Source organism: Pseudomonas putida group bacterium ESBL64, from assembly GCF_045277175.1.
Classification (GTDB): Bacteria; Pseudomonadota; Gammaproteobacteria; order Pseudomonadales; family Pseudomonadaceae; genus Aquipseudomonas; species Aquipseudomonas alloputida.
Map to the genome: position 1 here is coordinate 1209670 of NZ_CP145799.1, position 26990 is coordinate 1236659.

Annotated in this window: 27 protein-coding genes and 1 pseudogene; 17 read left to right on the forward strand and 11 right to left on the reverse strand. The window is 62.6% G+C overall.

Annotated elements, in window-relative coordinates:
• Positions 1-4 precede the first annotated feature (4 nt).
• Positions 5-706, reverse strand: a complete 702-nt coding sequence (locus tag V6093_RS05415) for a response regulator transcription factor (protein ID WP_003253889.1) — start codon at positions 704-706, stop codon at positions 5-7.
• A gap of 245 nt (positions 707-951) precedes the next feature.
• Between V6093_RS05415 and V6093_RS05420 the strand changes: the two genes are divergently transcribed.
• The 3 genes from V6093_RS05420 (at position 952) to mobA (ending at position 5904) form a co-directional block, all read left to right on the forward strand.
• A complete protein-coding gene (locus tag V6093_RS05420; protein WP_406669729.1) occupies positions 952-2127 on the forward strand; it encodes an efflux RND transporter periplasmic adaptor subunit in 1176 nt (391 codons plus the stop codon).
• A gap of 11 nt (positions 2128-2138) precedes the next feature.
• Positions 2139-5267, forward strand: a complete 3129-nt coding sequence (locus V6093_RS05425; RefSeq protein ID WP_047605193.1) for an efflux RND transporter permease subunit — start codon at positions 2139-2141, stop codon at positions 5265-5267.
• A 61-nt stretch (positions 5268-5328) separates the two neighbouring features.
• Complete coding sequence (gene mobA, locus V6093_RS05430; RefSeq protein ID WP_004577474.1) at positions 5329-5904, forward strand: molybdenum cofactor guanylyltransferase MobA; 576 nt, start codon at positions 5329-5331, stop codon at positions 5902-5904.
• Positions 5905-6142: 238 nt separating this feature from the next.
• On the opposite strand, the gene V6093_RS05435 is transcribed toward mobA, so the two are convergent.
• Positions 6143-7144 carry a bile acid:sodium symporter family protein gene (locus tag V6093_RS05435; RefSeq protein WP_108078430.1) on the reverse strand — a complete coding sequence of 334 codons (1002 nt, stop codon included), beginning with the start codon at positions 7142-7144 and terminating at the stop codon, positions 6143-6145.
• A gap of 107 nt (positions 7145-7251) precedes the next feature.
• On the opposite strand from V6093_RS05435, the gene ampC reads away from it, so the two are divergent.
• Together ampC and V6093_RS05445 are read left to right on the forward strand one after the other, a co-directional pair.
• The gene (gene ampC / locus V6093_RS05440; protein ID WP_406669730.1) at positions 7252-8394 is read left to right on the forward strand and encodes a class C beta-lactamase; all 1143 of its coding nucleotides are present in this window, start codon (positions 7252-7254) and stop codon (positions 8392-8394) included.
• Between the two features lie 300 nt (positions 8395-8694).
• Positions 8695-9027 (forward strand): hypothetical protein, encoded by a 333-nt coding sequence (locus tag V6093_RS05445; protein ID WP_003253895.1) that lies wholly within the window; start codon positions 8695-8697, stop codon positions 9025-9027.
• 46 nt (positions 9028-9073) lie between these two features.
• Here the strand turns inward: V6093_RS05445 and V6093_RS05450 are convergent, their stop codons facing one another.
• The 6 genes from V6093_RS05450 to V6093_RS05475 all read right to left on the reverse strand — a co-directional run bounded on the left by V6093_RS05450 (position 9074) and on the right by V6093_RS05475 (position 13113).
• Entirely contained in the window at positions 9074-9385 is a 312-nt protein-coding gene (locus V6093_RS05450) for a hypothetical protein (protein WP_014591259.1), read from the reverse strand.
• Between the two features lie 141 nt (positions 9386-9526).
• The gene (locus V6093_RS05455; protein WP_406669731.1) at positions 9527-9715 is read right to left on the reverse strand and encodes a hypothetical protein; all 189 of its coding nucleotides are present in this window, start codon (positions 9713-9715) and stop codon (positions 9527-9529) included.
• A 138-nt stretch (positions 9716-9853) separates the two neighbouring features.
• Positions 9854-10174, reverse strand: a complete 321-nt coding sequence (locus tag V6093_RS05460) for a YbjQ family protein (protein ID WP_003253898.1) — start codon at positions 10172-10174, stop codon at positions 9854-9856.
• A 70-nt stretch (positions 10175-10244) separates the two neighbouring features.
• Complete coding sequence (locus tag V6093_RS05465; RefSeq protein ID WP_003253899.1) at positions 10245-11129, reverse strand: EamA family transporter; 885 nt, start codon at positions 11127-11129, stop codon at positions 10245-10247.
• A gap of 162 nt (positions 11130-11291) precedes the next feature.
• Positions 11292-12047, reverse strand: coding sequence for a class II aldolase/adducin family protein (locus V6093_RS05470; RefSeq protein ID WP_047605190.1), 756 nt, complete (start codon positions 12045-12047; stop codon positions 11292-11294).
• 22 nt (positions 12048-12069) lie between these two features.
• Positions 12070-13113, reverse strand: a complete 1044-nt coding sequence (locus V6093_RS05475) for an ABC transporter substrate-binding protein (protein WP_003253902.1) — start codon at positions 13111-13113, stop codon at positions 12070-12072.
• 173 nt (positions 13114-13286) lie between these two features.
• Here V6093_RS05475 and V6093_RS05480 point away from each other — a divergent pair, with 173 nt between their 5' ends.
• The 3 genes from V6093_RS05480 to V6093_RS05490 all read left to right on the forward strand — a co-directional run bounded on the left by V6093_RS05480 (position 13287) and on the right by V6093_RS05490 (position 17161).
• On the forward strand, positions 13287-15239 hold the full coding sequence (locus V6093_RS05480; RefSeq protein WP_108078431.1) for an FAD-dependent oxidoreductase: 1953 nt from the start codon (positions 13287-13289) through the stop codon (positions 15237-15239).
• A gap of 39 nt (positions 15240-15278) precedes the next feature.
• Positions 15279-15878 carry a helix-turn-helix domain-containing protein gene (locus tag V6093_RS05485; RefSeq protein WP_108078432.1) on the forward strand — a complete coding sequence of 200 codons (600 nt, stop codon included), beginning with the start codon at positions 15279-15281 and terminating at the stop codon, positions 15876-15878.
• A gap of 80 nt (positions 15879-15958) precedes the next feature.
• Positions 15959-17161 carry an NAD(P)/FAD-dependent oxidoreductase gene (locus tag V6093_RS05490; protein ID WP_406669732.1) on the forward strand — a complete coding sequence of 401 codons (1203 nt, stop codon included), beginning with the start codon at positions 15959-15961 and terminating at the stop codon, positions 17159-17161.
• 68 nt (positions 17162-17229) lie between these two features.
• On the opposite strand, the gene V6093_RS05495 is transcribed toward V6093_RS05490, so the two are convergent.
• On the reverse strand, positions 17230-17841 hold the full coding sequence (locus V6093_RS05495) for an FMN-dependent NADH-azoreductase (protein WP_003253906.1): 612 nt from the start codon (positions 17839-17841) through the stop codon (positions 17230-17232).
• 133 nt (positions 17842-17974) lie between these two features.
• Between V6093_RS05495 and V6093_RS05500 the strand changes: the two genes are divergently transcribed.
• Together V6093_RS05500 and V6093_RS05505 are read left to right on the forward strand one after the other, a co-directional pair.
• A complete protein-coding gene (locus V6093_RS05500) occupies positions 17975-18877 on the forward strand; it encodes a LysR substrate-binding domain-containing protein (RefSeq protein ID WP_003253907.1) in 903 nt (300 codons plus the stop codon).
• Positions 18870-19229 carry an MmcQ/YjbR family DNA-binding protein gene (locus V6093_RS05505; RefSeq protein WP_012052560.1) on the forward strand — a complete coding sequence of 120 codons (360 nt, stop codon included), beginning with the start codon at positions 18870-18872 and terminating at the stop codon, positions 19227-19229. Before V6093_RS05500 ends, V6093_RS05505 begins: the two co-directional genes overlap by 8 nt.
• Positions 19230-19287: 58 nt before the next feature.
• Here the strand turns inward: V6093_RS05505 and V6093_RS05510 are convergent, their stop codons facing one another.
• Together V6093_RS05510 and V6093_RS05515 are read right to left on the reverse strand one after the other, a co-directional pair.
• Positions 19288-19701, reverse strand: coding sequence for a DUF1294 domain-containing protein (locus tag V6093_RS05510; protein ID WP_003253909.1), 414 nt, complete (start codon positions 19699-19701; stop codon positions 19288-19290).
• A complete protein-coding gene (locus V6093_RS05515) occupies positions 19694-20524 on the reverse strand; it encodes an undecaprenyl-diphosphate phosphatase (RefSeq protein ID WP_026031837.1) in 831 nt (276 codons plus the stop codon). Before V6093_RS05515 ends, V6093_RS05510 begins: the two co-directional genes overlap by 8 nt.
• A 390-nt stretch (positions 20525-20914) precedes the next feature.
• Between V6093_RS05515 and mcpP the strand changes: the two are divergent.
• The 7 genes and pseudogenes from mcpP to V6093_RS05550 all read left to right on the forward strand — a co-directional run.
• Positions 20915-21586, forward strand: a pseudogene (gene mcpP / locus V6093_RS05520) (methyl-accepting chemotaxis protein McpP); the annotation flags it as partial.
• A 138-nt stretch (positions 21587-21724) separates the two neighbouring features.
• A complete protein-coding gene (locus tag V6093_RS05525) occupies positions 21725-22459 on the forward strand; it encodes a methyl-accepting chemotaxis protein (RefSeq protein WP_404940839.1) in 735 nt (244 codons plus the stop codon).
• 549 nt (positions 22460-23008) lie between these two features.
• Positions 23009-23575, forward strand: a complete 567-nt coding sequence (gene pnuC / locus V6093_RS05530; protein WP_047605157.1) for a nicotinamide riboside transporter PnuC — start codon at positions 23009-23011, stop codon at positions 23573-23575.
• On the forward strand, positions 23572-24141 hold the full coding sequence (locus V6093_RS05535; RefSeq protein WP_047605156.1) for an AAA family ATPase: 570 nt from the start codon (positions 23572-23574) through the stop codon (positions 24139-24141). Before pnuC ends, V6093_RS05535 begins: the two co-directional genes overlap by 4 nt.
• Before the next feature lie 297 nt (positions 24142-24438).
• Positions 24439-24876, forward strand: a complete 438-nt coding sequence (locus V6093_RS05540) for a hypothetical protein (RefSeq protein WP_003253914.1) — start codon at positions 24439-24441, stop codon at positions 24874-24876.
• A gap of 1 nt (position 24877) precedes the next feature.
• Complete coding sequence (locus V6093_RS05545) at positions 24878-25456, forward strand: hypothetical protein (RefSeq protein ID WP_010953763.1); 579 nt, start codon at positions 24878-24880, stop codon at positions 25454-25456.
• 49 nt (positions 25457-25505) lie between these two features.
• Positions 25506-26957, forward strand: a complete 1452-nt coding sequence (locus V6093_RS05550; RefSeq protein ID WP_047605155.1) for a hypothetical protein — start codon at positions 25506-25508, stop codon at positions 26955-26957.
• Positions 26958-26990 lie beyond the last annotated feature (33 nt).

A 26990-nucleotide genomic window follows, 5' to 3' on the forward strand; every position in this document is an offset into this window, starting at 1 on the left:
CCGATCAGCACTCCCACTCGACACGGCTGAACAGGTAGCCCTTGCCCCACACGGTCTTGATCTTGCGCGCTTCGCCGGCGTTGTCGTCGAACTTGCGCCGCAGTTTGGAAATGGCCACGTCAACGGAGCGATCGGTGCCATTGAACTCGATGCCACGCAGTTGTTGCAGGATACGGTCGCGGTTCATCACCTCACCGGCATTGCGCGCCAACACCACCAGCAGGTTGTACTCGCCGCTGGACAGCTCCACCTCCTCGCCGCGCCAACTCACCGTGCGCTCGGCCAGGTCGATGCGCAGGCCACCAATCAGGATCAGGTCGTTTTCCAGGCGCGGTTCGTTGACACTGCTGCGGCGCAGCAGCGTGCGCACGCGGGCCAGCAGCACGCGTGGCTCACAGGGTTTGGTCACGTAGTCGTCGGCCCCCATTTCCAGGCCAAGCACCTGGTCATGGCTGTCGTCGCGGGCCGTCAGCATGAGGATTGGCAGGGTCTGCGACTCCTGGCGCAGCAGCCGGCACAGCTGCAGGCCATCGATGCCCGGCAGCATCAGGTCAAGGATGACCAGGTCAGGCCTTTGCCGACGGTACTCGTCCAGCACATGATCGCCCCGGGCGATCACCTGGACATGGAAGTCGTTACGTTGCAGGTAGCTGGCGATCAGCTCGGACAGGGCGCTGTCGTCCTCGACCAGGAAAATGTTCGGCATAGGTGCTTGGGCGTCTGGGTTGAAGTAAGCCTGTGGCGAGCACTTCGCGGGTAAACCCGCTCCTGCAGGTCCCCGTAGGAGCGGGTTTACCCGCGAAGTGCTCGCCACAGGCCCATGCAGAATATAGAACCCAACCACTCGACAGGACCATTCTTCACACTTTTTCACACTCGCCCTACAGGTATTAACAGCCGCTCAGCCAGCGTCTGCCTTAGCATATACACGGTCATCATCGGAAGATCCGCATGCCTACTACCCTCTCCCCGTGCCTGCGCCCGTTGGCGCTCATGGCATTGCTGAGCCTGTCCCTGGCCGGTTGCAGCGACAGCGCCGAGCCAGACGACCAGGCACCCACTGCGCAAGTGCGCGTGGAAACCCTGCAACTGCAGCCACTGGCCATCAGCAGCGAACTCAGCGGCCGTATCCTCGCGCCACGCACCGCCGAAGTGCGTGCGCGGGTCGCAGGCGTGGTGCTCAAGCGGGTGTACCGCGAAGGCAGCGACGTCAAGCAGGGTGATGTACTGTTCCTGATCGACCCGGCACCGTTCAAGGCCGACCACGACAGCGCCCGCGCCACGCTGGCCAAGGCCGAGGCCACCCGGTATCAGGCGCGCCTGCAAGAGCAGCGCTACCGCGAGCTGGTCGACGACAAAGCCGTCAGCCGCCAGGAATACGACAACGCCAAGGCCAGTTTCCTGCAGGCCGATGCCGAAGTGGCCGAAGCCAGGGCGGCGCTGGAGCGCGCCCGGCTGAACCTCGGCTATGCCACCGTGACCGCGCCGATCTCCGGCCGTATCGGCCGCGCCCAGGTCACCGAAGGCGCGCTGGTCGGGCAAAACGAAACCACCCCGCTGGCGACCATCCAGCAGCTGGACCCGATCCATGCCGATGTCACCCAGTCTACCCGTGAGCTCAACGCGCTGCGCCGCGCCCTGCGCGCTGGCGAATTGCAGCAGGTGGGCGACGGCCAGGCACGCGCCACGCTGATCCAGGATGACGGCAGCGCCTACCCGCTGCCGGGCAAGCTGCTGTTCTCCGACATCAGCGTCGACCCCAGCACCAACCAGATCACCCTGCGCAGCGAATTCCCCAACCCGGACCTCGACCTGCTGCCTGGCAGCTACGTGCGGGTACGCCTGGAGCAAGCGGTGCAACCCAAGGGCCTGAGCGTGCCGCAACGCGCCATCCTGCGTGACAGCGCCGGTGTGCCGAAGGTGCTGGTGGTAGACCAGCACGCCCGGGTCAGCGACCGCCAGGTTGTACTGGGCAGCGCCCAAGGCGACCGCTGGGTCGTCAGCGAGGGCCTGGCGGCCGGCGAGCGGGTGGTGGTCGAAGGCCTGCAGCACGTCAAGGCCGGTGACCAGGTGCAGGTCGACAACGCACCCACTGCCCCGCCCATCGCACAGCATACCGGCCAGTGAGGGCCTGATTCATGCCACAATTCTTCATCGATCGCCCGGTATTCGCCTGGGTGGTCGCACTGTTCATCCTGCTGGCCGGCGCGCTGGCCATCCCGCAGCTGCCGGTGGCCCAGTACCCCAACGTGGCACCGCCGCAGGTAGAAATCTACGCCGTGTACCCAGGCGCCTCGGCGGCGACCATGGACGAAAGCGTGGTCAGCCTGATCGAGCAAGAGCTCAATGGCGCCGACAGCCTGCTGTACTTCGAGTCGCAGAGCAGCCTGGGCAGCGCCACCATCACCGCCACCTTCGCCCCGGGCACCCACCCGGACCTGGCCCAGGTCGACGTGCAGAACCGCCTGAAGGTGGTCGAGTCGCGCCTGCCACGCCCGGTCACCCAGCAAGGCCTGCAGGTGGAGAAAGTGTCCACCGGCTTTCTGCTTTTGGCCACCCTCACCTCCGAAGACGGCAAGCTCGATGAAACCGCGCTGTCGGACATCCTTGCACGTAACGTGATGGACGAAATCCGCCGCCTCAAGGGCGTCGGCAAGGCCCAGTTGTATGGCTCCGAACGGGCCATGCGCATCTGGATCGACCCGCGCAAGCTGATCGGTTTCAACCTCACGCCCAACGATGTGGCCGAAGCCATCGCCGCGCAGAACGCCCAGGTGGCCCCTGGCAGCATCGGCGATCTGCCCAGCCGCAGCACCCAGGAAATCACCGCCAACGTGGTGGTCAAAGGCCAGTTGAGCAGCCCCGAAGAGTTTGCTGCCATTGTCCTGCGTGCCAACCCGGACGGCTCCACGGTCACCATCGGGGATGTCGCCCGGGTTGAAATCGGCGCCCAGGAATACCAGTACGGCACGCGCCTGAACGGCAAACCGGCCACGGCCTTCAGCGTGCAGTTGTCACCCGGCGCCAACGCCATGGAAACCGCTACCCTGGTGCGGGCGAAGATGCAGGACCTGGCGCGCTACTTCCCGGAAGGCGTCAAGTACGACATCCCCTACGACACCTCGCCGTTCGTCAAGGTGTCGATCGAGCAGGTCATCAACACCCTGTTCGAAGCCATGCTGCTGGTGTTCGCAGTCATGTTCCTGTTCCTGCAGAACCTGCGCTACACGCTGATCCCGACCCTGGTCGTGCCAGTGGCATTGATGGGCACCTTCGCCGTGATGCTGGCCATGGGTTTCTCGGTCAATGTGCTGACACTGTTCGGCATGGTACTGGCCATCGGCATTCTGGTCGACGATGCCATTGTGGTGGTGGAGAACGTCGAACGCATCATGGCCGAAGAAGGCTTGCCGCCCAAGGACGCCACACGCAAGGCCATGGGCCAGATCAGCGGTGCAATCGTCGGCATCACGCTGGTGCTGGTGGCGGTATTCCTGCCTATGGCCTTCATGCAAGGCTCGGTGGGGGTGATCTACCAGCAGTTCTCGCTGTCGATGGCGGTGTCGATCCTGTTCTCGGCGTTTCTCGCCCTCAGCTTGACCCCGGCATTGTGCGCCACCCTGCTCAAACCCGTGGCCAAGGGCGAGCACCATGAACGCAAAGGCTTCTTCGGCTGGTTCAATCGCCGCTTCGAACGCATGAGCAACGGCTACCAGCGCTGGGTGGTGCAGGCGCTCAAGCGCAGCGGCCGCTACCTGCTGGTGTACGCGGTGCTGCTGGCGGTGCTGGGCTACGGTTTCAGCCAGCTGCCTACGGCGTTCCTGCCCACCGAAGACCAGGGCTACACCATTACCGACATTCAACTGCCGCCGGGCGCCAGCCGCATGCGCACCGAACAGGTAGCCGCGCAGATCGAGGCGCACAACGCCGAAGAACCAGGCGTGGGCAACACCACCTTGATCCTCGGCTTCAGCTTCTCCGGTAGCGGGCAGAACGCGGCGCTGGCCTTCACCACCCTCAAGGACTGGTCCGAGCGCAGCGCCGACGACAGCGCCCAGTCGATCGCCGACCGCGCGACCATGGCCTTCACCCAGCTCAAGGACGCGATAGCCTATTCGGTGCTGCCGCCCCCCATCGACGGGCTCGGTGAGTCTACCGGTTTCGAATTTCGCCTTCAGGACCGTGGCGGCATGGGCCACGCCGAGCTGATGGCAGCCCGTGACCAGTTGCTCGAAAGCGCCAGCAAAAGCAAGGTGCTGACCAACGTGCGCGAAGCCTCGCTGGCGGAAAGCCCGCAGGTGCAACTGGAAATCGACCGCCGCCAGGCTAATGCACTGGGCGTGTCGTTTGCCGATATCGGCACGGTGCTGGACGTGGCCGTAGGCTCCAGCTACGTCAACGATTTCCCCAACCAGGGCCGTATGCAGCGGGTGGTGGTGCAGGCCGAAGGTGACCAGCGCAGCCAGGTTGAAGACTTGCTGAACATTCACGTGCGCAACGACAGCGGCAAGATGGTGCCACTGGGTGCGTTCGTTCAGGCCAGGTGGGTCAGCGGCCCGGTGCAACTGACCCGTTACAACGGTTACCCGGCGGTGTCGATCTCTGGCGAGCCAGCCGCCGGCTACAGCTCGGGCGAAGCCATGGCCGAAGTCGAGCGGCTGGTGGCGCAGCTACCGGCCGGTACCGGCCTGGAATGGACCGGCTTGTCACTGCAGGAGCGGCTGTCCGGTAGCCAGGCCCCCCTGCTGATGGCGCTGTCGCTGCTGGTGGTGTTCCTGTGCCTGGCTGCGCTGTACGAAAGCTGGTCGATCCCGACTGCGGTGCTGCTGGTCGTTCCGCTCGGTGTGCTCGGTGCGGTGCTGGCGGTGACCTTGCGCGGCATGCCCAACGACGTGTTCTTCAAGGTTGGCCTGATTACCCTGATCGGCCTGTCGGCGAAGAACGCCATCCTGATCATCGAGTTTGCCAAGCATCTGGTAGACCAGGGCGTGGACGCCGTCGACGCCGCCGTGCAAGCGGCCCGCCTGCGCCTGCGGCCGATCGTGATGACTTCGCTGGCGTTCATTCTCGGCGTGGTTCCACTGGCCATCGCCAGCGGCGCAAGCTCTGCCAGCCAGCAGGCGATTGGCACCGGGGTGATCGGCGGCATGCTCAGCGCCACGCTGGCGGTGGTGTTCGTGCCGGTGTTCTTCGTGGTGGTGATGCGCCTGTCACAGCGACGCCAGGCGCATGACAGCGACGGGCAACCCGTGCCCCGCGAAAGCTGACTGGACAAGCCCCGCGTGAAATGGGAGGGTTCCCGGCAATGACTGCCCGGAACCCTTTTTCATGCCTGATGCACTCCCCCCCTGCTCAATCCTCGTTCTCGCCGGTGGCCGCGGCCAGCGCATGGGCGGCCGTGACAAGGGCCTGGTGGACTGGCAAGGCGAGCCGTTAATTGCACATGTTCATCGCGCGGTGCGGCCACTGAGCGACGACTTGGTGATTTCCTGCAATCGCAACCAGGCGGCTTACCGAGCATACGCCGACCAGTGGGTGGGCGATGCAGAAGCCGACTTCCCCGGGCCGCTGGCGGGGGTGATTGCCGGGCTCAAGGTGGCACGTCATGCGTGGGTGGTGTTGCTGGCCTGCGATGCCCCCCTGGTTGATCGCGACTTGATCGAAGACCTGCTGCGGCTGGCAGTGGCCGGTAACAGCGCGGCAATGGTGCGTCAGGGTGGTTTTTGGCAGCCGATGTTCAGCGTGCTGCCCAAGCGGGTGTTGCCGGTGCTGGAGCAGGCCTGGGCAGCGGGTGAGCGGAGTTTGCAGAAGGCCTTGCTGCGCGAGGCGGTGCAAGGGCTGGAGTGCGCCGAGAGCGATCGCCGGCTAAGCAACTTCAACAGCCCGGAACGGCTGCAAGACTGAGGGCATGACACCGCCCCCACAGGTAAGCCACAACACTTCAGAACTGTGGTGACTTTGTAGGAGCGGGTTTACCCGCGAATACGGCGGCGGCTGCAACGGTGAACGGCGGGTGGAAATTGGCCAGCAGGCACGGCCTCTTCGCGGCCATCAACCATTTAATACGACCAAGCTTTTCAGCTCTGAGCACCGCAGAAAAGCTTGACCGCCAACAGTGTATCTAATGGGAACGCAAAGGCGCTCACGACACCGCCGAAGCCTCCACCTCCTGCTCGCGGCTTGCATAACGCTGCGCCAGCACAGCACACACCATCAGCTGTATCTGGTGGAACAGCATCAGCGGCAAGATCATCGCGCCAATGCCACTGCCCACGAACAACACCTGGGCCATGGGCACCCCCGTGGCCAGGCTTTTCTTGGAACCGGCAAACAGGATGGTGATGCGATCCTCAAGGTCGAAGCCCAGCGCCTTGCCAAGCATGCGTGTGCCAAACAGCACCACTGCCAGCAGAATTGCGCACACTACGAACAACCCCGCCAGGTGCTGCGGCGATACGGTGTGCCACAGCCCGGTAACCACGGCCTCACTGAAGGCGGTGTACACCACCAGCAGGATCGAACCCTGGTCCACCACCTTGAGCCAGCGCGCATTGTGCTTGACCCAGGCACCGATCCAGCGTCGCGCGACCTGCCCGGCAACGAACGGCACCAGCAGCTGCAACGTGATCTTCAACACCGCATCCAGGCCGGAACCTGTATCACCACTGGCACCCAGCAGCAACATCACCAGCAACGGGGTGAGGAAGATACCCAGCAGGCTGGAGGCCGCCGCGCTGCAGATGGCGGCCGGCACGTTACCGCGGGCCAGCGAGGTAAAGGCAATGGCCGACTGCACGGTTGCAGGCAAGGCACACAGGTACAGGATGCCCAGGTAAAGCTCGTTACCCACCAGCGGTACGAACAGGGGTTTGAACGCCAGGCCCAGCAATGGGAACAATACGAAAGTACAGGAGAACACCAGTAGGTGCAGGCGCCAGTGCCCGGCACCGGCAATGATGGCTTCACGGGACAGTTTGGCGCCATGCAGGAAGAACAACAGGCCGATGGCCAGGTTGGTCAGCCAGCCGAAATACACCGCGCCATCGCCCGCGCAAGGCAGCACGGTGGCGATGAGTACTACACCGAGCAAGGCCAAGGTGAAATTGTCAAATAACATGCGCAAATACTTCATCACTGTATCCATCTTGTCATGGTGGCTGGGCAGACGATAAGGTCTTTGGCTCTCCGTCGCTAACGCCGGAACCCCGAGCGGTATCGCTCAACGGACACGTTCCACAAAAAGGACTCACCATGCTCCGCCCACGTCTGGCTGCACTTGCAGCCGCCATTACCCTTGCCTTGGGCCATGCCAGCGTCCAGGCCGACGACCAGTTACAGGCCAAGGTCGACCAGATCATCCGCCCGCTCATGCAGGAACAAGGCATCACCGGCATGGCTGTGGCCATCTATGCACGCGACCACGCGCATTACTTCAGTTACGGTGTGGCCAGCAAGGCCGACAACGTACCGGTCAGCCGCGATACGCTGTTCGAAATCGGTTCGCTGAGCAAGACCTACACTGCCACCCTGGCCGCGCTTGCCAGCGCCGAGGGCAAGCTTGACCTCGAGGCCCCGGCCAAGCGCTATCACCCGGCACTGGCCGGCGTCCCCATCGGCGACGCGAAGGTGCTGGAACTGGGCGCTTATAGCGCCGACTGCCTGCCACTGCAGTTCCCCGACACCGTGCAAACACCGCAGCAGGTAGTCGATTTCTTCCGCCACTGGCAACCTCGCGCCAAACCCGGCACCCAGCGCTGCTACTCCAACCCCAGCCTGGGGTTGTTCGGTGACCTGGCTGCCCGTGCGCAGCATGAACCGTTTTCCACGCTGATGAGTGAGGGCCTGCTGACGAAGATGGGCCTGAAAAATACTTACCTTCAGGTTCCGGCCAGCGCCCAGGGGCTTTATGCCCAAGGGTATGACGCCGACGACAAGCCGGTGCGTGTAGGGCCCGGCCCCTACGCCGATGAGGCCTACGGCATCAAAACCAGCGCCAGCGACCTGCTGCGCTATGTGCGGTTGCACATGCAGCCGCAGGGCCTGCCACCGGCCCTGGTGAAAGCCACCGCCATTACCCAGCAGGGCTATTTCCAGGTTGGCGGCATGACGCAAGGCCTGGGCTGGGAACGCTACCCCTACCCGGTCACGCTGAGCACACTGATCGATGGCAACAGCCCACGGCTGATCCGCGAACCGCAGGCCACCACTCGCTTGCAGCCGGCCCTGCCCGCGCTACCGGCAGCCTGGTACAACAAGACCGGCGCCACCAACGGCTTCGGCGCGTACGCCGCGTTCGTGCCGGCAGAACAGCTGGCAGTCGTGCTGCTGGCCAATCGGAATTACCCCAACCAGGCGCGGGTGCAAGCCGCCTTCGACATCCTTTCCGGCTTATAACGCTCACGTTGATTGTCGGACAAAACGACAGAATGTAGTGAGCAAAAATATTCACTACAAAATGGTTGACGCCGTTCATCGCGCTTGGGCATGATGAAGCCGTCTCCCCGATCGGGAGCGGTGGCAAGGGTGTTCCAGACGGCCTGCGCGGTAACGCAGGCCGTCCGTGGAGAGGGAAACTGTCCAAAAGGCAGCGTGAGAAAGCCCCTGTTGCGATGCTGCTGTAGCAGCCTTGGTAGTGCGCTACACCGTGATAGCGCCAACTGTGAAAATCACCTATGAATGGGTAATGGGGGCTTTATGATGAACTTGAACAACAATCCGACTATCGACCAATTGGCCCAGCTGTTCGCCGTGCGCAAGGACAGCCTTGACGACCATTTGCTGTGGGTTAGCCAAACCGGTGAAGTGCGCCTCGACCGCCTGCCACCGAACACCGTCGAAGATGAATTTGAAGAGCACCTGCCCAGCATGCGTGCCCGCTTCAAGGTCTACCGCCGTGGCCAAGGCTACGTCGGCAAGAAAGCCGCCGCCGACACTGAATTCGTTGGCCGCGTGCTGCAGACCCTGCAACAAGAATGGCCCGCTGCCCGTGAGCAGCAGGCAGTCAAGGTGATCGAACCGCTAAATTGAGGGTTCGCACCCTTACCAGAGCCCGGCCCGCATAGGCCGGGCTTTTTCATGCCTGGCGCCGCTGCAGACGGGTTTCCGGCAAAGGCAAGGCGCCTGTTGCCATCGCCCGGGCGCGGTCGACACCCCACACCAGCGCACGGGTCATGGTCTCGCCCGGCAGCGCAGGGTAATACTCTTCCAGCAACGCCCGCCCATCCCCGGCGTACAACCCCAGAAACAGCTGCGTCGCCCCCAGGCGCGACAAGCGCACCTGCACGTCCAGTGTGGTGCCGTCGCTGAGTGCTTCGTCGTGGCAGCGGCTGTGCAAATGTGCGTCGGCCCACTGCCAATAGGTTTCTTCCCTGACTCGCATGAGCATTCAATCCTCCGTTGCTGGAATGCCGCGTCAGAAAACCACAGGCCGGGCCATCCGGCGAGCGCTACCGGGCAATACCATGAGGCGGATCAACGAATGGCAATAAAAACCCCGCCGTTGGGCGGGGTGTGTGCAGACGCGGGATCACTTCTTGAGCGGTACCCGCGGCATGAAGCGGCCTTTTTTGCTGCGCTGCAAATGTGCAGGCTGGAGCTGTTCGGAATCATCCAGCGTCATGTGGGCGAAACCCAGGCGAAATGCCGCCTGGCCGCAACGCACCTGGCTGTTGATCGGGAACGTGTCGTTCAGGTCTTCGAAAAAGGATTCGCTCATGCCCAGTCTCCCTCCAGTGGCGGTCGCGTCGGCAACCAGACAAGTTGCCCAGGAAACGCGGCCTGTGAAAGTGAGACTAGCTGGTCATTTGCGGACCGACCGGACAAGAACCTTGCAGCCGACCAATGGCAAAAGGCTTTACTTCAGGCGTACTGCCGTGCCGGTGGCAAATACCACGACCATGCCGCCCTGTACCGACGGCATGCTGATCTCAAAATCCACCCCCACTACCGCATCGGCTTGCAACTGTCGTGCCCGGGCCTTGAGTTCTTCAGTGGCCTGCTCCCGGGCCTCGCGCAGCGCGCTTTCCAGGGTTTGTGAGCGGCCACCGAAAAAGTCGCGAAACCGTGTAAAGAAATCGCGCACGAAGTTGATGCCCTGCACCGATTCGGAACTGACCACGCCCAGGTATTCGGCAATCGGGCGGCCTTCGAGCTGGCTGGTGGTGGAAATGATCATGGATGCGCTCCGTTGGCCTGGCAAAAAGAGGCCGATTCTAACAGAGCGCAGGTCGGCGGATTTAAGCGCTTTACGCGTTGGCAGCCCGCAAACGCTGACCGATGCGCGCACCGAATACATTCACCAGCAGGCCGGCCATCACCAACAATGCGCCCCAGCCCTGCGTAGCGGTCAGGCGCTCTCCCAGCAGCAACGCCGACGAACTCAGGCCAATCACCGGTACCAACAGCGAGAACGGCGCCACTTTGCCTGCCGGGTGACGCGACAGCAACTTACTCCACAGGCTGTAACCGAGCATGGTGGCCACAAAGGCCAAATACGCCAGGGCCAGCACCGAACTCCAACTGATATTGGCCAAGGCATGGCCAATGCGCTCGGGGCCTTCCAGCCACCAGGACAGTGCCAGGAATGGCAGTGGCGGGATCAGCCCACCCCAGATCACCAACGCGACCAGGTCGACCGAGCCGAACCGCCGGGTAATGATGTTGCCCAGGCCCCACATTGCACCGCCACACAGGGTCAGCACCAACGCCAGCATGGGCACATGGCCGCCGTCTTCGCTGCCGATCAGTGCCAGGCCGCCGGCCGCCACCAGCAGCCCCAGCACGCTGGCCAGGCGCAGCCGCTCACCGAGAAACAACGCCGCAAAACCGAGGGTGAAGAAGGCTTGCGACTGCAGGATCAACGAAGCCAATCCTGGCGGCATGCCGCTGTACATGGCCTGAAACAGGAACGCGAACTGGCCCAGTGAAATGGTCGCACCGTAAGCGATCAGCCAGCGCCACGGCAGTTTGGGCCGCCTGACCAGCAAGATCGCCGGAAACGCCACCAGCAAGAAACGCAATGCCCCCAGCAACATCGGTGGCAGCCCGTCGAGGCCAACCTTGATGACCACAAAGTTGACGCCCCAGGCGACAATCACCACCAGGGCGATAAGCAGGTCCTTGAGTGGCATTGCGACTTCCTTCTGCAGGCTTTTTAGACATATTTCGTTACAGCATAACGGTATTCCTTGAGAAGGGACCAGCACAGTTGAAACCAATGGTTGCACTACAGTGACTGTTCCGTCTGCCCGCTGTCGTTTGGACGACTAACTGCCAAATCAGCAAGCACAGGTTCAATCCTGATAACCAGGCGCCACCTTTTCCAACATTCGCAACAACGCCGCCCACGCCAATTGCAGCGCATCCGGGTCGGTCAGTTCCCCCTGCTTCAACCCTCTCTCCGGCGCGTTGAACTGCCGTTCGGTACGCACGCACACGTCGGTCGTCGGCAATATCAGTTGCCCAGCACTTTGCGCCGCCAACTGGATCTCGCAAGCCTTCTCCAGGTAGTACATGCGCAAGAAGGCTTCAGCCACACTGCGCCCCGTGGTCAACAGGCCATGGTTGCGCAGCATCATCACCGGCTTGTTGCCCAGGTCGGCCACCAGCCGTTGCTGTTCATCCATGTCCAGCGCGACGCCCTCGTAGGCGTGGTAAGCCACATTGCCGTAAAACTCCATGGACATCTGGTTGACCGGCAGCAGGCCACATTCCAGTGCGGCCACCGCGCAACCTGCGCGGGTGTGGGTGTGCAGCACGCACTGGGCATCCTCGCGGGCAGCGTGAATGGCACTGTGAATGACGAACCCGGCCGGGTTGACCGGGTGACGGGCAGCCCCCACCGGCCGCCCCTGCAGGTCGATCTTCACCAGGCTGGACGCTGTGATCTCCTCGAAGAGCAGGCCATACGGGTTGATCAGGAAATGGTGCTCCGGCCCAGGCAGGCGCAGGGAGATATGCGTGAAGATGAGATCGCTCATGCGAAAGTGTGCGATCAGCCGGTAGCAGGCAGCCAGCTCCCGACGCAGGCTTAGTTCCGTTTCAGTCATCTTGTTGCCCCTTTACTGAGCCCTATTTGCTGGCCCAGGCGTTGAAGCGTTGCTCCAGTTCTTCGCCATGATCGACCCAGAATTCCACGTTCATGGCCAGCGCCCCTTGCAGGTTCTGTGGCGAAGTGGGTACCCAGTTGGCCAGCGCCGGGTCAAGCCTGGCCGCGGCTTGGGTATTGGTTGGCCCATAGGGGATTTGTTGTACATACCGCACCTGGGTATCCGGCTGATTGGCATAGGCAATCAGCCGCTTGGCCTGGTCGACATGCCGCGAGCCTTTGATGATCGCCCAATAGTCCATACCGTACAGGCTGCCAGGCCATACCACGGCCAACGGGCTGCCCTGCTGCGCCGCCACCGCAATTCGTCCGCTGTAGGTGGAGGTCATCACCACGTCACCGGCTGCCAGCCATTGCGCGGGTTGAGCGCCGGCGTCCCACCACTGGATATGGGGTTTGAGTTCACTGAGTTTGGCGAAGGCCCGCTCGACACCTGCCGGCGTGGACAATACCCGGTATACGTCCTCGACCTTGACCCCGTCAGCCAACAGCGCGAATTCCAGGTTGTACACCGCACGTTTGCGCAGGCCGCGCTTGCCAGGGTACTTGTCGACGTCCCAGAAGTCGGCCCACGACGCCGGCGCCTGGGCCAGCTTGCTGCGGTCGTAGGCAATAGCCACGCTCCAGACCAGCGCGGCCGATCCACAATCCTGTGCGGCTGCCGGGATCAGTTCGGCGGCATGGCCCAGGCGCTGCCAGTCCAGGTGCTCGTAGATCCCCTCGTCGCAGCCGCGCATCAAGTCAGGGCCTTCGATCTGCACCACATCCCAATCGACGTTGCCGGTGTCTGCCATGACCTGGATCCGCGCCATTTCACCGTTGTATTCACTCTGGATCAGCTGGCTGCCGTCCTGGGCGACGAAGGGCTTGAAAATCGCCTCATCCTGGGCCTTCTGGCCCGCGCCGCCATAACCGACCACAACCATCTGCTGCGCAGCTTGCGCAGTGCCCAGGCCAAGGGCCAGCAAGGCTGCACAAAGGCCGGTCACACGTGGATATAGCTGCATCGTAGTTTCCTCCTGGCGGTGCCCGACGGGCCCGTTTTCTTGTTGTTTTGAGGTCACACCCTCGCCATGCGAGTGAGGAAAACCTAGACAGACACCAGTAAAAAAACAAGTTGATTTTTTACTATCGCTACACTTTGATAGAAAAATAACAACACCGTACCGGAGCCGCCTGTATGCAGACCGCCTTCCCACACCTGTTCGAGCCCTTGCAGATCCGCGGCAAACGTTTGAAAAACCGCATCATGTCCACCGGGCACGACACCTGCCTGCCCACCGACAACCTGGTCAACGACAAACTGATCGCCTACCAGCGCGACCGCGCTGCCGGCGGCGTTGGCCTGATCGTGCTGCAGGTCGCCGGGGTGCACGACAGTGCCCGTTACACCTCGCATGTGCTAATGGCCACTGACGATGCCTGCATCGATGGCTACCGGCAGCTTGCCGAGGCCTGCCACGCGCACGGCACCGTGGTGCTGTCGCAACTGTTTCACCCCGGGCGGGAGATCATGGAATCGGCAGACGGCCTGTTGGCGGTAGCCTACTCGGCCTCTGCGGTGCCCAATGAGCGCTTCCGGGTGATGCCACGGGCGCTGGACCAGGCAATGATCGACGAAATCGTCCAGGGCTACGCCAGCGCCGCCCGCCGCCTGCACCAGGCCGGGCTGGATGGCGTCGAGGTGGTGGCCAGCCATGGCTACCTGCCCGCGCAGTTTCTCAACCCGCGTGTGAACGTACGCAGCGATGGCTACAACGGTGACCTGGATCAGCGCCTGAGGTTCTTGCGCGAAGTGCTGGCCGCAGTGCGCGCCGCCACCGATGAGCAATTCATCATTGGCCTGCGCATCAGCGCTGACGAGCGCGACAGCCAGGGCCTGAGTGAAGACGAGTCACTGGCTGCTGCCGTGGCCTTGCAGGGCCAGCTCGACTACCTGCATATCGTCGCCGGTACCTCGGCCTCGCTGGGGGGCGCGGTCCATATCGTGCCGCCGATGGCCATCGAACCGGCGTACCTGGCCCGCGAGGCTGGCACCTTCAAGCAACAGCTGGCTATCCCCCTGTTCGTCACCGGGCGCATCAACCAGCCCCAGGAAGCCGAGCTGATCCTGGCCCGCGGCCAGGCTGATGTGTGCGGCATGACCCGGGCGCTGATCTGCGATCCGTCGATGCCAGGCAAGACCGAACGCGGCCAGGTCGAAGACGTGCGCGCCTGCATCGCCTGCAACCAGGCATGCATCGGCCATTTCCATCGTGGTTTGCCCATTTCCTGCATCCAGCGCCCGGAAACCGGGCGTGAGTTGCAGTACGGGCACCTCACGCCCACTTCCTCGCCCAAGCGCATAATGGTCGCCGGCGGCGGGCCTGCCGGCATGAAGGCCGCCGCCGTGGCCGCCGCGCGCGGGCACCAGGTCACGCTGTACGAGGCGGGCCCGCAGCTCGGTGGGCAGGTGCTGCTGGCCCAGCTACTGCCACGGCGTAGCGAGTTCGGGGGTGCCAGCACCAACCTTCAACGGGAAATGGCCCTGGCAGGTGTAGAAGTGGTGCGCAACACCCGGGTCGACCGCGCGCTGGTCGAACGTGAGCGCCCTGATCTGGTCATTGCCGCTACCGGCGCCACCCCCTACTGGCCGGCGTTCGAGCGTACCGGCGAGCTTCAGGTAGTGGACGCCTGGCAAGTGCTGCGCAATGAGGTGAAACCGGGGCGTTCGGTGCTGGTGATCGACTGGCGCTGTGACTGGATCGGCCCCGGTATCGCCGAACGCCTGGTGCGCGAAGGTCATCAGGTCCAGTTGGCGGTCAACGGCACTCATTGCGGCGAGAGCCTGCCGCTTTATGTACGTGACCAACTGGCCGGCGAGCTGCATCGCCTGGGTATCCCTGTCACCCCATACGCACGCCTGTATGGCAGCGACGACAACACGGTGTATCTGCAGCACACCGCCAGCGGCGATCCGATGATCTTCGAAGGCATCGACACCCTGGTGCTGTGCATGGGGCATCTACCGCAAGACCACCTGGCCACTGAACTGGCAGGTGTGGTGGACGTACGGCGGATTGGCGACTGCCTGGCGCCGCGCACAGCCGAAGAAGCGATTCACGATGGCCTGACGGTTGCCTGGGCACTCTGAGGCTGTACATACTGCGGCTTTTGCGATGGACCGACGCGCATGAGCCAACCCTCCCAGCCCACCGCCAGCGAACCCGGGGGCGCCGCGCCGCAGTTCCTCGGCACCCGCATCCGCGGCCTGCGCAAGCGCCGCGGCATGACCTTGGCGGAGCTGGCCGCACACAGTGAACTGACCGCAGGCTACATCAGCCAGCTGGAGCGCAACCTCTCCTACCCGTCGATCCCGGCGCTGTTCAATATCGCCCGCAGCCTGGGCGTGACCATCCAGTGGTTCTTCGCCAGCGAAGCCACCACCGCGCCCGAAGACCAAGGCTTTGTGGTGCGGCGCAACAGCCGCCTGAGCGTGCATTACGAAGATGGCATCGTTGATCAACTGCTCACCCCCCAGCCCAACCGCCAGCTGGAGATGCTGCACTCACGTTTCCCGCCAGGTACCTACAGCCAGCAAAGCTACAGCCACGACGGCGAAGAAGCCGGTTACCTGCTCAGTGGCACGTTTGAACTGTGGGTAGGCGAGCGGCATTTCCAGCTGAGTGAAGGCGACAGCTTCAGCTTCTCGAGCCAGGAGCCCCATCGCTACGGCAACCCCGGTGAGGTGGATGCCGTGGTGATCTGGGTGATCACGCCGCCAACATTCTGAAGCACTCCGGCAAGCACTGGTAACACCGTTGACCGGCAATACGGTCTACCTTGTCCACCGAACTTCAAAGGAGCACAACCATGAAGCAGATCCTGATCATTGGTGCGGGCTTTGCCGGCCTGTGGAGCGCACTCAGCGCCATCCGCCAGCTTGACCTCAACGGCAGCAAGGGCGTCGAGGTCACCTTGCTCGCGCCCCAGGCTGAGCTGCATGTGCGTCCGCGCTTCTATGAGCCAGACGTGCATACCCTGGCCGCACCCCTGCAGGCGCTGTTCGACGCTGTCAATGTCCGTTTCGTGGAGGGCACGGCATACCACATCGATGAAGCGGCCCGCCGCGTGGGCTATCGCACCCGCAGCGGCACTCGCTGCACCTTGCCCTACGACCGTCTGATCATGGCCTGCGGCAGTGAGCTCGAGCGCCCTGACATGGTCGGCATCGAGCATGCCTTCGACGTCGACAAGCTCGACAGCGCCGCACGCCTGGAAACCCACCTGAAGTCACTGGCCAGCCTGCCGAACACGCCGGCACGCAATACCGTGGTGGTAGCCGGGGGCGGTTTTACCGGCATCGAGACGGCCACCGAATTGCCGGCCCGCTTGCGCGCGATACTGGGTGAAGACGCCGCGTTGCGCGTAGTGGTAATCGACCGCGGCGCCAGGATTGGCGCAGCCTTGGGTGACGGCATCCGCCCAGCCATCGAGCAGGCATGCGAGGCCCTGGGCGTGGAGTGGGTTTGCGGTGCCACAGTAGTTTCGGTAGACCCTGCCGGTGTGCAGCTGGACAACGGCCAGCGTATCGACGCCAGCACGGTGGTCCGGACGGTTGGCTTCAAGGCCAACCCGCTCACCGAACAGATCAGCGGCGAGCGCGACAATCGCGGCCGTTTGCATGTCGATGGCAACCTGAAGGTCAAGGGCAATGATGCCGTGTATGCAGCTGGAGACGTGGCTTACGCCACCTGTGACGCGCTTGGCAACCCTGCAATGATGTCGTGCCAGCATGCGATTGCGCTGGGGCGCCACGCAGGCAACAATGCCGCGGCCGAGCTGATTGGCGTGGCACAGATGGCTTACAGCCAGCCCAAGTACGTGACCTGCCTGGACCTGGGGGCTTGGGGTGCGGTGTATACCGAAGGATGGGACCGTGAGGTGTCGCCACCGGAGGACAAGGCCGAAGCCAAGGCGCTGAAGCGCCAGATCAATTCAGTGTGGATTTATCCGCCAGCGGCTGACCGTGCAGCAGCCTTGGCAGCCGCTGATCCGCTTATTCCGGTAGCCTGAACGCTTCTACGGGTTGGGGTGGCCTTGTCCCTCGACAGGGCCACGCTTGCAACCAACCGCTCCCTTGATCAGGCAGCCGCAAACAGCTCGTTGGCAATCTGCGCCTGTGCAGCATCGATCGCCTGGCTGCGCTGCTCCGGGCCATAGGCCAGGCCGTGGGCCCGGACGATTTCCAGGTCGGTAATACCAATGAAGCCCAGGAACACTTTCAGGAAGTCTTCATGCCCGGCGCCAGTCGGCTGGCCAGCGTGCAGGCCACCCGCAGTGGAAACCAGCACCACTTTCTTGTTGCCGCACAGGCCTTGCGGGCCGGCTTCGGTGTAGCTGAAGGTCTTGCCGGCGACGGCCACACGGTCAATCCAGGCTTTTAGCTGGGTCGGCACGGTGAAGTTGTACATTGGCGCGCCAATCACCACGGCATCGGCAGCCAGAAACTCTTCGAGCGTCTCGGCGCTCAGCTTGGCTTCGAAAGCCTGGGCCGCGTCGCGTACGTCTTCAGGGGTGCCTGCAGCGACCAGGGTGGCGGCGGAGAAGTGGGCAATGGCATCGGCAGCCAGGTCGCGGTAAACCACCTCAACGCTTGGGTCTGCAGCCTTCCAGGCTTCGACCACTTCGCGGCTCAGCTGACGCGAGGCGGAATTGTCGCCCAGGATGCTCGAATCGATGTGCAACAGTTTCATGGGACTCTCCTGTGAGTGAAGACCGCATCTGTGGGCGATCACGATGGGGAGAATCCTATCGAAGTGATCAATAGCTGATAAGTCAGCAAAAATGCGTTAGTTTGTCCCACAGATGGAACAGTGAGACATGCCCATGCAAGACCTCAACGACCTCTTCTACTTCGCGCGCGTCGTCGAAGCCGGCGGATTCGCCGCCGCCGGGCGCCAGCTGGGTATCCCCAAGTCGCGCCTGTCGCGGCGTATCGCCGAGCTTGAAGAACGCCTGGGCACACGCCTGTTGCAGCGCACCACACGGCAACTCAAGCTCACCGCAGTAGGTGAACGTTACTTGCATCATTGTCAGGCCATGCTGCTGGAGGCCGAAGCCGCCGACGAAACCGTGGCCAGCATGAGCAGTGAACCGCGCGGGCGTTTGCGGGTTTCCTGCCCGGTGGCACTGGCACACGCCTTCCTGCCGGATGTGATCAGCCGCTTTCTCGAGCAGTACCCGCTGGTGCAACTGGACATGGTATTGCTCAACCGCCGGGTCGACCTGATTTCCGAAGGCATTGACGTAGCGTTGCGCGTACGCGACCTGGGCGACGAAGACCCGGCCCTGGTCACCCGCCGCCTGCGCCAGGCACAAATGCAACTGGTGGCTGCACCCGGTTTTGCCGACCACATTCGCGAACCGGGCGAGCTGGCATCATTGCCCGTGCTGGGCGCAGCCGAAGCGGACCGGCTGGTACACTTCCGCCTGTTCGGCCCCCATGGCAAGCAGCAGGAAATAGCGCTGGAGCCACGCTTGGCGATCGATGATTTCGTAGTACGTAACGCTGCTGTACGTGCCGGGCTGGGGTTCACTGCGCTGCCCAGCATGTTCTGTGAAGAGGAACTGGAACGCGGCGAACTGGTGCGCCTGCTGCCAGACTGGTCGCTGCCGGGTGGCTACCTGCAGGCGGTTTACCCACACCGGCGCGGCCTGCTGCCTGCGGTCCGAGTGTGGATCGATCACCTGGCGGCGTCATTCGAGGCTTGTGGAGAGCGGTATGTCTGAACGGAAGATGAGCGAGGCCCAGGTGGCGGCATTTTGTCTGAGCCTGCCGGGGGCGCGGGAAGACTACAAATGGGGCGGCATCCGAGTGTTTTCGGTGGCAGAAAACAAGATGTTCGCGGTGCTCGACCTGGCGGGTGCCGGGTTGTCGTTCAAGGTAGCCGACGAGCTGTTTCTGGGTTATTGCGATCGCCCCGGGATACGGCCGGCGCCGTACCTGGCGCGGGCGCGATGGGTCAGCATGGCGCCGCCCTACCCCATGGGGCGTGATGAACTGTGTGATGTGTTGCAGCGGTCGCACCAGCTGGTCGTGCGTCGGTTGCCCAAGCGGTTGCAGGTGGGGTTGGTCATGTGATCTACCTGTACCGGCCCTTTCGCGGCATTACCCGCAAAGAGGCCGGCACAACTGCACATCAACCAAGGGGCAGATAACGCCCGTCAAGAAACAGCCAGTCTGCCCAGAACACCTGGTGCAGCAGCACAATCCCCCAGCACACCAACTGGAACGACACCTTGCGGGTCTTGTGCCGAAACAGCTGCTGCGCCAACAGCGCCCCCGGCCAACCACCGAGCAACTCGCTGGCATGCAGCACTTTCTCGGGTGTACGCCAGGCCTGGTTACGTGCCTGCTGCTTGTCCTGCCAATACAGCAACAGGCTGATCAGGCTCATGGCCGGGTACAACGCCAACGGCCACCAGGCCTGATCGTTCCAGGCCATGCGCGCCGCCCCCAGGCCGGGCAACAGGCAAAGCACGCCCAACAGCAGCAGCTTCAGGCGCACATTGCGCACGCCTTCAGCCCGTTGCCCACGCAGCGCCTCAGCCATGTGCCGTGGACCAGTCGACCCAACCGAACTGCCAGGTCGCCAGAATGAACAGGCCGAACACAATGCGATACCAGGCAAATGCCGCGTAGCTATGGTTGGCAATGAACTTGAGCAACGCCCGTACGGCAATCATGGCGAAGATGAACGAGGTCACGAAGCCGAGCGCGAACACCGGCAGATCGCCGGGCTGGAACAAGTCACGGTATTTGTAGCCCGAATATACCGCCGCACCGACCATGGTCGGCATTGCCAGGAAGAACGAGAACTCGGTCGCTGCCTTGCGCGACAGGCCGAACAGCAGGCCACCGATAATGGTCGAACCGGAGCGCGACGTGCCCGGGATCATCGCCAGGCACTGGATGAAGCCTATTTTCAGCGCATGGCTCCAGCGCATGTCGTCCACATGGTCCACCTGCACGCGGTGCTCACGGCGCTCGGCCCAGAGCATGATGACGCCCCCCACCACCAAAGCCGCCGCCACGGTGACGGGGTTGAAAAGGTATTCGTGAATAAGGTCGGCGAACAGCACACCCAGGACCACCGCCGGCATGAACGCCAGCAACAGGTTGCCCGTGAAGCGGCGCGCCTTGGGCTGGTGGGTCAGGCCGAAGACCACTTCGAAAATCTTGCTGCGAAACTCCCACACCACCGCCAGGATCGCCGCCAGCTGAATGATGATGTTAAAAGCCATGGCCCGTTCGCCGCCAAAACCGATCAGGTCGGCGACGATAATCTGGTGACCGGTACTGGAGATCGGCAGAAACTCCGTCAGCCCTTCAACCACGCCTAAGATGATTGCCTGGAAGGCAGTCCAAAAATCCATCATTCCCCCGGATGGAGCTCTGCTTGTCGCAGGCCCCTTGTTCTTGATTTGCTTGAAATTGCCTTACACGGCCCGGCTGTTTTACAGCGTCTGTTGGGCGCAACGCCAGCGGAAAAGTTCATGCCTGTTAAAGGTTTCATCTTGCGCGGCCGAAATCCTGACAGAGCCCCCTGGCAATCGCTTTACCTGACCCGTTGCAGACTATCACCAACATAGCACTTAGCCATTAGTCGGGTGTGGGCTCGCTGCAAAGCATGCTTCGATGCACCTCAATAAAAAGAACAATGCGGGAGCTGATGGATGAACACTCTGAGATCGATGTCAATCAGTCAGCGCCTGTGGCTGATCCTTGTGGTGGCAGTGGCCATGCTGGTGGTACTGGGCCTGCTGATGCTGCGGCAGATCCATGGCGACCTGTACCAGGCCAAGGCAGAGAAAACCCGCCATGTGGTGCAAACCGCCGCGGGTGTGCTGGCCTATTACCAAGGCCTGGAAGCTGCCGGCACGCTCAGCCGCGAAACCGCCCAGCAACAGGCGCTGCAGGTAGTGCGCGCGCTGCGCTACGACCATGACGACTATTTCTGGATCAACGACCTGGGGCCGAAGATGATCATGCATCCGGCCAACCCCAAGCTCGACGGCCAGGACCTTTCAGCCATCCGCGACCCCGATGGTTTCGCGGTGTTCAACGAAATGGTCGCCCTTGCCCGCCAGCAGGACGCCGGCCCGGTCAACTATCGCTGGCCCAAGCCCGGCGCCAGTGAGCCGGTAGCCAAGACCTCGTATATTCAGTTGTTCAAGCCGTGGGGCTGGATCATCGGTTCGGGCGTGTACGTCGATGACGTGCAGGCCGAATTCGCTCGCCAGTTGCGCGACGCTTCGCTGGTTGGCGTGGGCATTGCCCTGCTGATGGCGCTGGTGGTCATGCTGATCGCCCGCAGCATCGCCCGCCCGCTGCAGGAAGCGGTGCAGGCGATGGGCAACATCGCCAGCGGCGAAAGCGACCTGACCCGGCGCCTGGACACCCATGGCAGCGACGAGATCACCCACCTGGGCGAGCACTTCAACCGCTTCAACGGCAAACTGCAAGGTGTCGTCGGCCAGCTGCAAGGCGCGGCCCACGCATTGGCCCAGTCCGCCGGGCACGTCGGTGACAATGCGGGTGCCGCACAACAGCGCAGTGCCCAGCAATCGTTGCAGATGGACCAGGTGGCCACTGCAGTCAATGAGGTGACCTACGCCGTGCAGGACGTGGCCAAGACCGCTGAACAGGCCGCCGGAGAAATGCGCACGGCACAACAACAGGTGACGCACGGCCAGCAGGCCATCCACGGCAGCCTGGCGCAGATCGACCGCCTGTCGCTGACCATCGATGAGGCCGTACAGGTAATCCGCGACCTGGCCGGCCACAGCACGCGCATCGGTGGCGTGCTGGACGTGATTCGTTCCATTGCCGAACAGACCAACCTGCTGGCGCTGAATGCCGCCATCGAGGCTGCACGGGCTGGCGAGCAAGGCCGAGGCTTTGCCGTGGTCGCCGACGAGGTGCGCCTGCTGGCCCAGCGTACAGCACAATCGACGGCCGAGATTCATACCATGATCGAGCACCTGCAGAGTCAGTCGGACGCTGCGGTCAAGGCCATAGACACCAGCAGCGAGGCATCACGCCAGACTGTCGAACAAGCCCGCGAGGCCGGCGCCAGCCTGGACGCCATCAACCAGGTGCTGAACAACCTCACCGCATTGAATGCCTCCATTGCCAGCGCTACCTTGCAGCAGTCGCATGTGGTCGAAGAGATCAACCGCAATGTGCTGGATACTGCCGGGTTGTCGCAGCAGACCGCCGATGCAGCGCGTCAGTCCAGCGATGCCGGGGTGGCATTGGGGCGGTTGAGCGAAGAGCTGGAGCAGTTGTTGCGGCAGTTCCGGGTCTGAGAACAAGCCCTTTGTGGGAGCGGGCATGCCTGCTCCAGCAGGTATCGAGTGACCTTCAAGCCTGCGCTGCACCTGTGGGAGCAACTGTCTTGCTCAATTTCTGAAAGCTGGCGCGATCCGAGTGGGAGCGGCCTTGTGTCGCGAAAGGGCCGCGTAGCGGCCCCCGACAATCTGCGCATCAAAGCCGAAATCCTGGGGCCGCTTTGCGGCCCAATCGCGACACAAGGCCGCTCCCACAGGGCGCGTGTAGCCCGCTGAAGGTCAGTGATGATACGCGTCATCTTCACCGGCAAAGCTGATTGACACACCACTGGATGGGTGGAGGGGAAGCAGAGTGACCAGGATGCGGCGGGGCGCTGGTAATCAAGGCGCCGCCGATCCTTTGTGGGCATGCCCGCGAAGGAAGCAACGCGGTGGATGGCACCGGCGCTGCCGGTGTTCGCGGGTAAACCCGCTCCTACAACCAGGTATCCCGCCGCTGCGCCCTACACCTTCCCCGGCCGACCCGCTACAATCTCGCCCCTTCCCCGTAGCCTCCAAGGATCGCCGATGTCCGGCCTTGAACTCATTGCCGCCCTCCTCGGCGTAACCGCTGTCTGGCTCACGGTCAAGCAGAACGCCTGGTGCTGGCCAATTGGCCTGGTCATGGTGCTGATTTATGGCTGGCTGTTCTACGAGGTAAAGCTGTACTCGGGCATGTTGCTGCAAGTGGCCTACGCCATCCTGCAACTGTACGGCTGGTGGCAATGGAAGCGCCCCGGCCACGCTGAAGACGCCCGTCAGGTCTCCCGCCTGCAACGCCCGGCACTGTTCACCGGCCTGGCCACCGGGGTGCTGCTGAGCGCCGCCCTGGGCACGGCCATGGCCAACTGGACCGATGCCGCCCTGCCCTGGCTGGATGCCACCCTGACCGGATTCAGCCTGGTAGCGCAACTGTGGATGGCGCAGAAACGCCTGCAGTGCTGGCCACTGTGGGTGGTGGTCGACATCATCTATGTGGGCCAATACCTGCATCAGCAGTTGTATTTCACCGCAGGCTTCTTCGCCGTGCTCACCCTCATTGCTGTACGCGGCTGGCTGGAATGGCGCCGCGACCCGGCGTTGGTACAGCCATGAGTGCGCAGCAAGCAATGAAAGTGCTGGTACTGTGCGGCCCAGAATCCAGTGGCAAAAGCTGGCTTAGCGGGGTGATCCAGGCACATTTTGGTGGCGTGGTGGTGGGCGAGTACGTGCGCCATTTCATCGACCAGCAATGCCGTGACACCTGCTACGCCGATATTCCCGCCATCGCCCGCGGGCAACTGGCATGGGAGGACCGTGCGCGTGAGCTGGCGCCCCCGCTGCTAATTCTGGACACCCACCTGCTGAGCAACATGCTCTGGAGCCAGGCACTGTTCGACGACTGCCCAACCTGGCTGGAAGAGGCACTGCTGGCACGGCGTTACGACCTGCACCTGTTGCTCAGCCCGCAAGGGGTGGACTGGATTGCCGATGGTCAGCGTTGCCAACCCGATCTCAGCGATCGTCAGCGCTTTTTCGACGACAGCCAGGCGTGGCTGAGGCGGCACAACCAGCCGCACCAAATACTCGATGGCAATTGGCCGCAACGCCAATTGCTGGCCTTGCAATCAGTTGCTATGCTGCTTGGTAGCGATGCGCCATCATGCCCAACCGAGTGTTAAACCACTGACACACTCCGGTGGGGCAAAGCCCCCGAAATTGCGGGGCTTCCCCCTGTCCTGGGGGCAGTGTCAAGCCCGTGAAACACACTTGCAAAAACCCTTCCAATCAAGGCCACAGCTGCCTTTGCCGGCAACGCTCGAAGCAAGCTGTTTCAAGCCTGAGACAGCATGCGTCGCACTTTGTCAGCCTCTTGCCCTAACTATCTGATCTAAAAAAGATTCTAAAAAGCGGCACACCTTCTGCTCTGTCGTTCGCATCGCTGAACAGGGCCAGCGCTCAAAGAAGGAGTTGCCGTCGTGAGGAAACGTGACAAACGCCTCTATCACCTATTACTGGTGGGTTGTGTACTGGGGTCACTCAGCCTGACGGCTCAGGCGGACAAGGGGATCATCATCATCAAGCGCGATGTGCAGGTGCGCAACGCGACCATCCCCCCTCTGATCCCAGACCCGAGCCCTACCACCGTCAATGCCAACCCTTCTGCCCACGTGCTCAAGCAAACCAACGAGCTGAGCGATGGCGACTTCGCCGGCATCAGCAGCGGTGCAGGCATCAGCAACCTGGTCACCCAGCAGACCAACAACCTGGGTGGCAACCTCGGCAACCAGAACCAGCTTCCCAACTTGGCGGGCGGACGCGGCACGGGGTCGGGTAACGGTATCTCGAACATGGTCAACTCGAGCGTGCAGCGTGGCCTCGCGCCGCTGCAGATTCTGACCGGCGGGGGCAAGTGAGATGAAGCGCACACTGCTGATGCTGGCCGCCCTTTGCACTGCACCGGCCTTTGCGCAATCCCTGGTTCCCGTCATCAACAACGCCGATATCGACAGCTCCGGCAGCCGCTATCAGGGCAACCTCTCTGTCAACCAGGCCGCTGGCGACAAACAGCAGCAAGTCAATGCGCGCGCCATCGCCGTCGGCCCCGAAGCCAATGCAAGCACCCAGATCCGGCAACGGCTCGACACGCCCGCCGACCCCGCGATGGACGCCCGCTCGACCATCCAGGGCAACGCTTTCAGCAACGGCAGCGGTGCCCTGGGGGTCAACCAGAGCGCAGGTGCCAACACCCAGCAAGCCAACGCACTGAGCATCAGCATTGGTGCACAACCGCAAAGCATCGACGACAGCGTCCTCATGCAGCAGAACGTGGCGCTGATCAACAACTCAGGAGCAACTGACATTCCAGCAGGCTATCGCCAGGTCACTACCAGTGACCAGGCCTTCACCGGTAGCCGAGGGGTGATCCAGTTGAACCAGAGTGCCGGGGTGGGAAACCGAATGGCCAACACCTTGAGCATCCGGGTCGCGGATTGACCCTGCAGTTAAGAACGACACTTAACCTAATAGCGTACGGAGAATCACCATGAAACCCTCGATGGCAATCAAGCCTCTGGTTTTCGCAATTGCTGCGGTCATGGCTGTTGCTGTACAAGCTGGGCAAAATGATCGGCGTAATGACCACCATAACGGCCACCACAACAATGGTCATCACACGCCTCCACCCACCAAGATCCCTGTGTATGCAACGGCCAATGCCTGGGACACCCAAACCAGCACTCGCAACCGCATCTCCAATGAAGGCACCATCAACGAAGCCGAGATGAGTGACTCTGGCACCGGCTCCAGCGGCAACGTTGGCATAAACGTGGCGGCCGGTAACGGCAACCAGCAAGATAACGCCGCTGCCATTGCCAACGCAGGCTCCGACTCGAGCCTGGACAACAGCTTCGTGTTCGGCATGGCCAGTGCCACAGCTGACGTTGTGCAAACCAGCAGAAACAACCGGGTCGACAACTATTCGACCCAGTCTTCGGCTGTGATGAGCGGCTCGGCCAGCGGGGCTGAGGGCAACATTGGCATCAACGTTGCCGGTGGCGACCTCAACCAGCAGAAAAACACCATGGCCATCGCCAACACCGGTGCCCCGCTGGGTAACGCCACTGCCACGGCTTCGGCCAATCAGGACGGCCCAGGCCTGATTGTAAACAACAGCGCCGACCGCACCTATCGGGTGGATACGATTACCATCACCAAATCGGCCAGCGGTTCAAGCTCGAAGGAAGGCAGCTTCAACTCGACCGACGACCGCAGCTCGTCTTCGAGCTTCAGCCTCGCCGGTGCGCAAAGCGCCAGTTCCAGCGGCTCCAGTGGCTGGGACTCCAGCGGCTCGCAATCCAGCAGTGCCAGCGGCTCCCACAACTCGAGCGCAAGTGGCTCGTTCGGCTGGGGTGCCAGTGGCTCTGCCAGCGGCAGCCACAGCGCGTCGAGCAGCGCCAGCCTGGCAGCTTCGCTGGACGCTGACGTTAGCGCCTCGCGTACCCGGACCACCGACTATGGCCGTCACGAGCGTACCGACTCCAGCTCCTTCGATGGCTCGCTGAGTGCGTCGCTGGATGTGTCGGTCGACAAGTCGCACGAAAGTGCATACGACTCGTCGTTCGAGAAAGCATTCGACTCCAACTACGACAAGGCGCATCAGTCGTCGTACGACAAGTCCAAAGAGTCTTCGTACACCAAGTCTCACGACTCTTCGTACGAGAATGCTTCGGCGTCTGAGTTCTCGAAGTCTGGCGAGCAATCAAAACAATCCTCGAACGACGTTTCGAAGAGCTACAGCGAAAGCAGCGCCTACGACTTGAGCAATACTGTGTCCTTCCAAGTGCTGACCCCGACCGGCTGGGCCAACCCAGTTACCAACACTGCAACCCTTAGCGGTTCGGTGAACGGTGGCAGCGGTAACCTGGGCGTGAACGTAGCAGCCGGTGTGGGCAACCAGCAAAGCAACTCGCTGGCCATCTCCAACACTTCGTTCTAACCGCTGTGCTTGAGGCCCCCTTCGGGGGGCCTT

Coding starts and splice junctions, on each gene's coding strand:
- V6093_RS05415 (WP_003253889.1), bottom strand. CDS start 706: ATGCCGAACATTTTCCTGGTCGAGGACGACAGCGCCCTGTCCGAGCTG.
- V6093_RS05420 (WP_406669729.1), top strand. CDS start 952: ATGCCTACTACCCTCTCCCCGTGCCTGCGCCCGTTGGCGCTCATGGCA.
- V6093_RS05425 (WP_047605193.1), top strand. CDS start 2,139: ATGCCACAATTCTTCATCGATCGCCCGGTATTCGCCTGGGTGGTCGCA.
- mobA (WP_004577474.1), top strand. CDS start 5,329: ATGCCTGATGCACTCCCCCCCTGCTCAATCCTCGTTCTCGCCGGTGGC.
- V6093_RS05435 (WP_108078430.1), bottom strand. CDS start 7,144: ATGGATACAGTGATGAAGTATTTGCGCATGTTATTTGACAATTTCACC.
- ampC (WP_406669730.1), top strand. CDS start 7,252: ATGCTCCGCCCACGTCTGGCTGCACTTGCAGCCGCCATTACCCTTGCC.
- V6093_RS05445 (WP_003253895.1), top strand. CDS start 8,695: ATGATGAACTTGAACAACAATCCGACTATCGACCAATTGGCCCAGCTG.
- V6093_RS05450 (WP_014591259.1), bottom strand. CDS start 9,385: ATGCTCATGCGAGTCAGGGAAGAAACCTATTGGCAGTGGGCCGACGCA.
- V6093_RS05455 (WP_406669731.1), bottom strand. CDS start 9,715: ATGAGCGAATCCTTTTTCGAAGACCTGAACGACACGTTCCCGATCAAC.
- V6093_RS05460 (WP_003253898.1), bottom strand. CDS start 10,174: ATGATCATTTCCACCACCAGCCAGCTCGAAGGCCGCCCGATTGCCGAA.
- V6093_RS05465 (WP_003253899.1), bottom strand. CDS start 11,129: ATGCCACTCAAGGACCTGCTTATCGCCCTGGTGGTGATTGTCGCCTGG.
- V6093_RS05470 (WP_047605190.1), bottom strand. CDS start 12,047: ATGACTGAAACGGAACTAAGCCTGCGTCGGGAGCTGGCTGCCTGCTAC.
- V6093_RS05475 (WP_003253902.1), bottom strand. CDS start 13,113: ATGCAGCTATATCCACGTGTGACCGGCCTTTGTGCAGCCTTGCTGGCC.
- V6093_RS05480 (WP_108078431.1), top strand. CDS start 13,287: ATGCAGACCGCCTTCCCACACCTGTTCGAGCCCTTGCAGATCCGCGGC.
- V6093_RS05485 (WP_108078432.1), top strand. CDS start 15,279: ATGAGCCAACCCTCCCAGCCCACCGCCAGCGAACCCGGGGGCGCCGCG.
- V6093_RS05490 (WP_406669732.1), top strand. CDS start 15,959: ATGAAGCAGATCCTGATCATTGGTGCGGGCTTTGCCGGCCTGTGGAGC.
- V6093_RS05495 (WP_003253906.1), bottom strand. CDS start 17,841: ATGAAACTGTTGCACATCGATTCGAGCATCCTGGGCGACAATTCCGCC.
- V6093_RS05500 (WP_003253907.1), top strand. CDS start 17,975: ATGCAAGACCTCAACGACCTCTTCTACTTCGCGCGCGTCGTCGAAGCC.
- V6093_RS05505 (WP_012052560.1), top strand. CDS start 18,870: ATGTCTGAACGGAAGATGAGCGAGGCCCAGGTGGCGGCATTTTGTCTG.
- V6093_RS05510 (WP_003253909.1), bottom strand. CDS start 19,701: ATGGCTGAGGCGCTGCGTGGGCAACGGGCTGAAGGCGTGCGCAATGTG.
- V6093_RS05515 (WP_026031837.1), bottom strand. CDS start 20,524: ATGGATTTTTGGACTGCCTTCCAGGCAATCATCTTAGGCGTGGTTGAA.
- V6093_RS05525 (WP_404940839.1), top strand. CDS start 21,725: ATGGACCAGGTGGCCACTGCAGTCAATGAGGTGACCTACGCCGTGCAG.
- pnuC (WP_047605157.1), top strand. CDS start 23,009: ATGTCCGGCCTTGAACTCATTGCCGCCCTCCTCGGCGTAACCGCTGTC.
- V6093_RS05535 (WP_047605156.1), top strand. CDS start 23,572: ATGAGTGCGCAGCAAGCAATGAAAGTGCTGGTACTGTGCGGCCCAGAA.
- V6093_RS05545 (WP_010953763.1), top strand. CDS start 24,878: ATGAAGCGCACACTGCTGATGCTGGCCGCCCTTTGCACTGCACCGGCC.
- V6093_RS05550 (WP_047605155.1), top strand. CDS start 25,506: ATGAAACCCTCGATGGCAATCAAGCCTCTGGTTTTCGCAATTGCTGCG.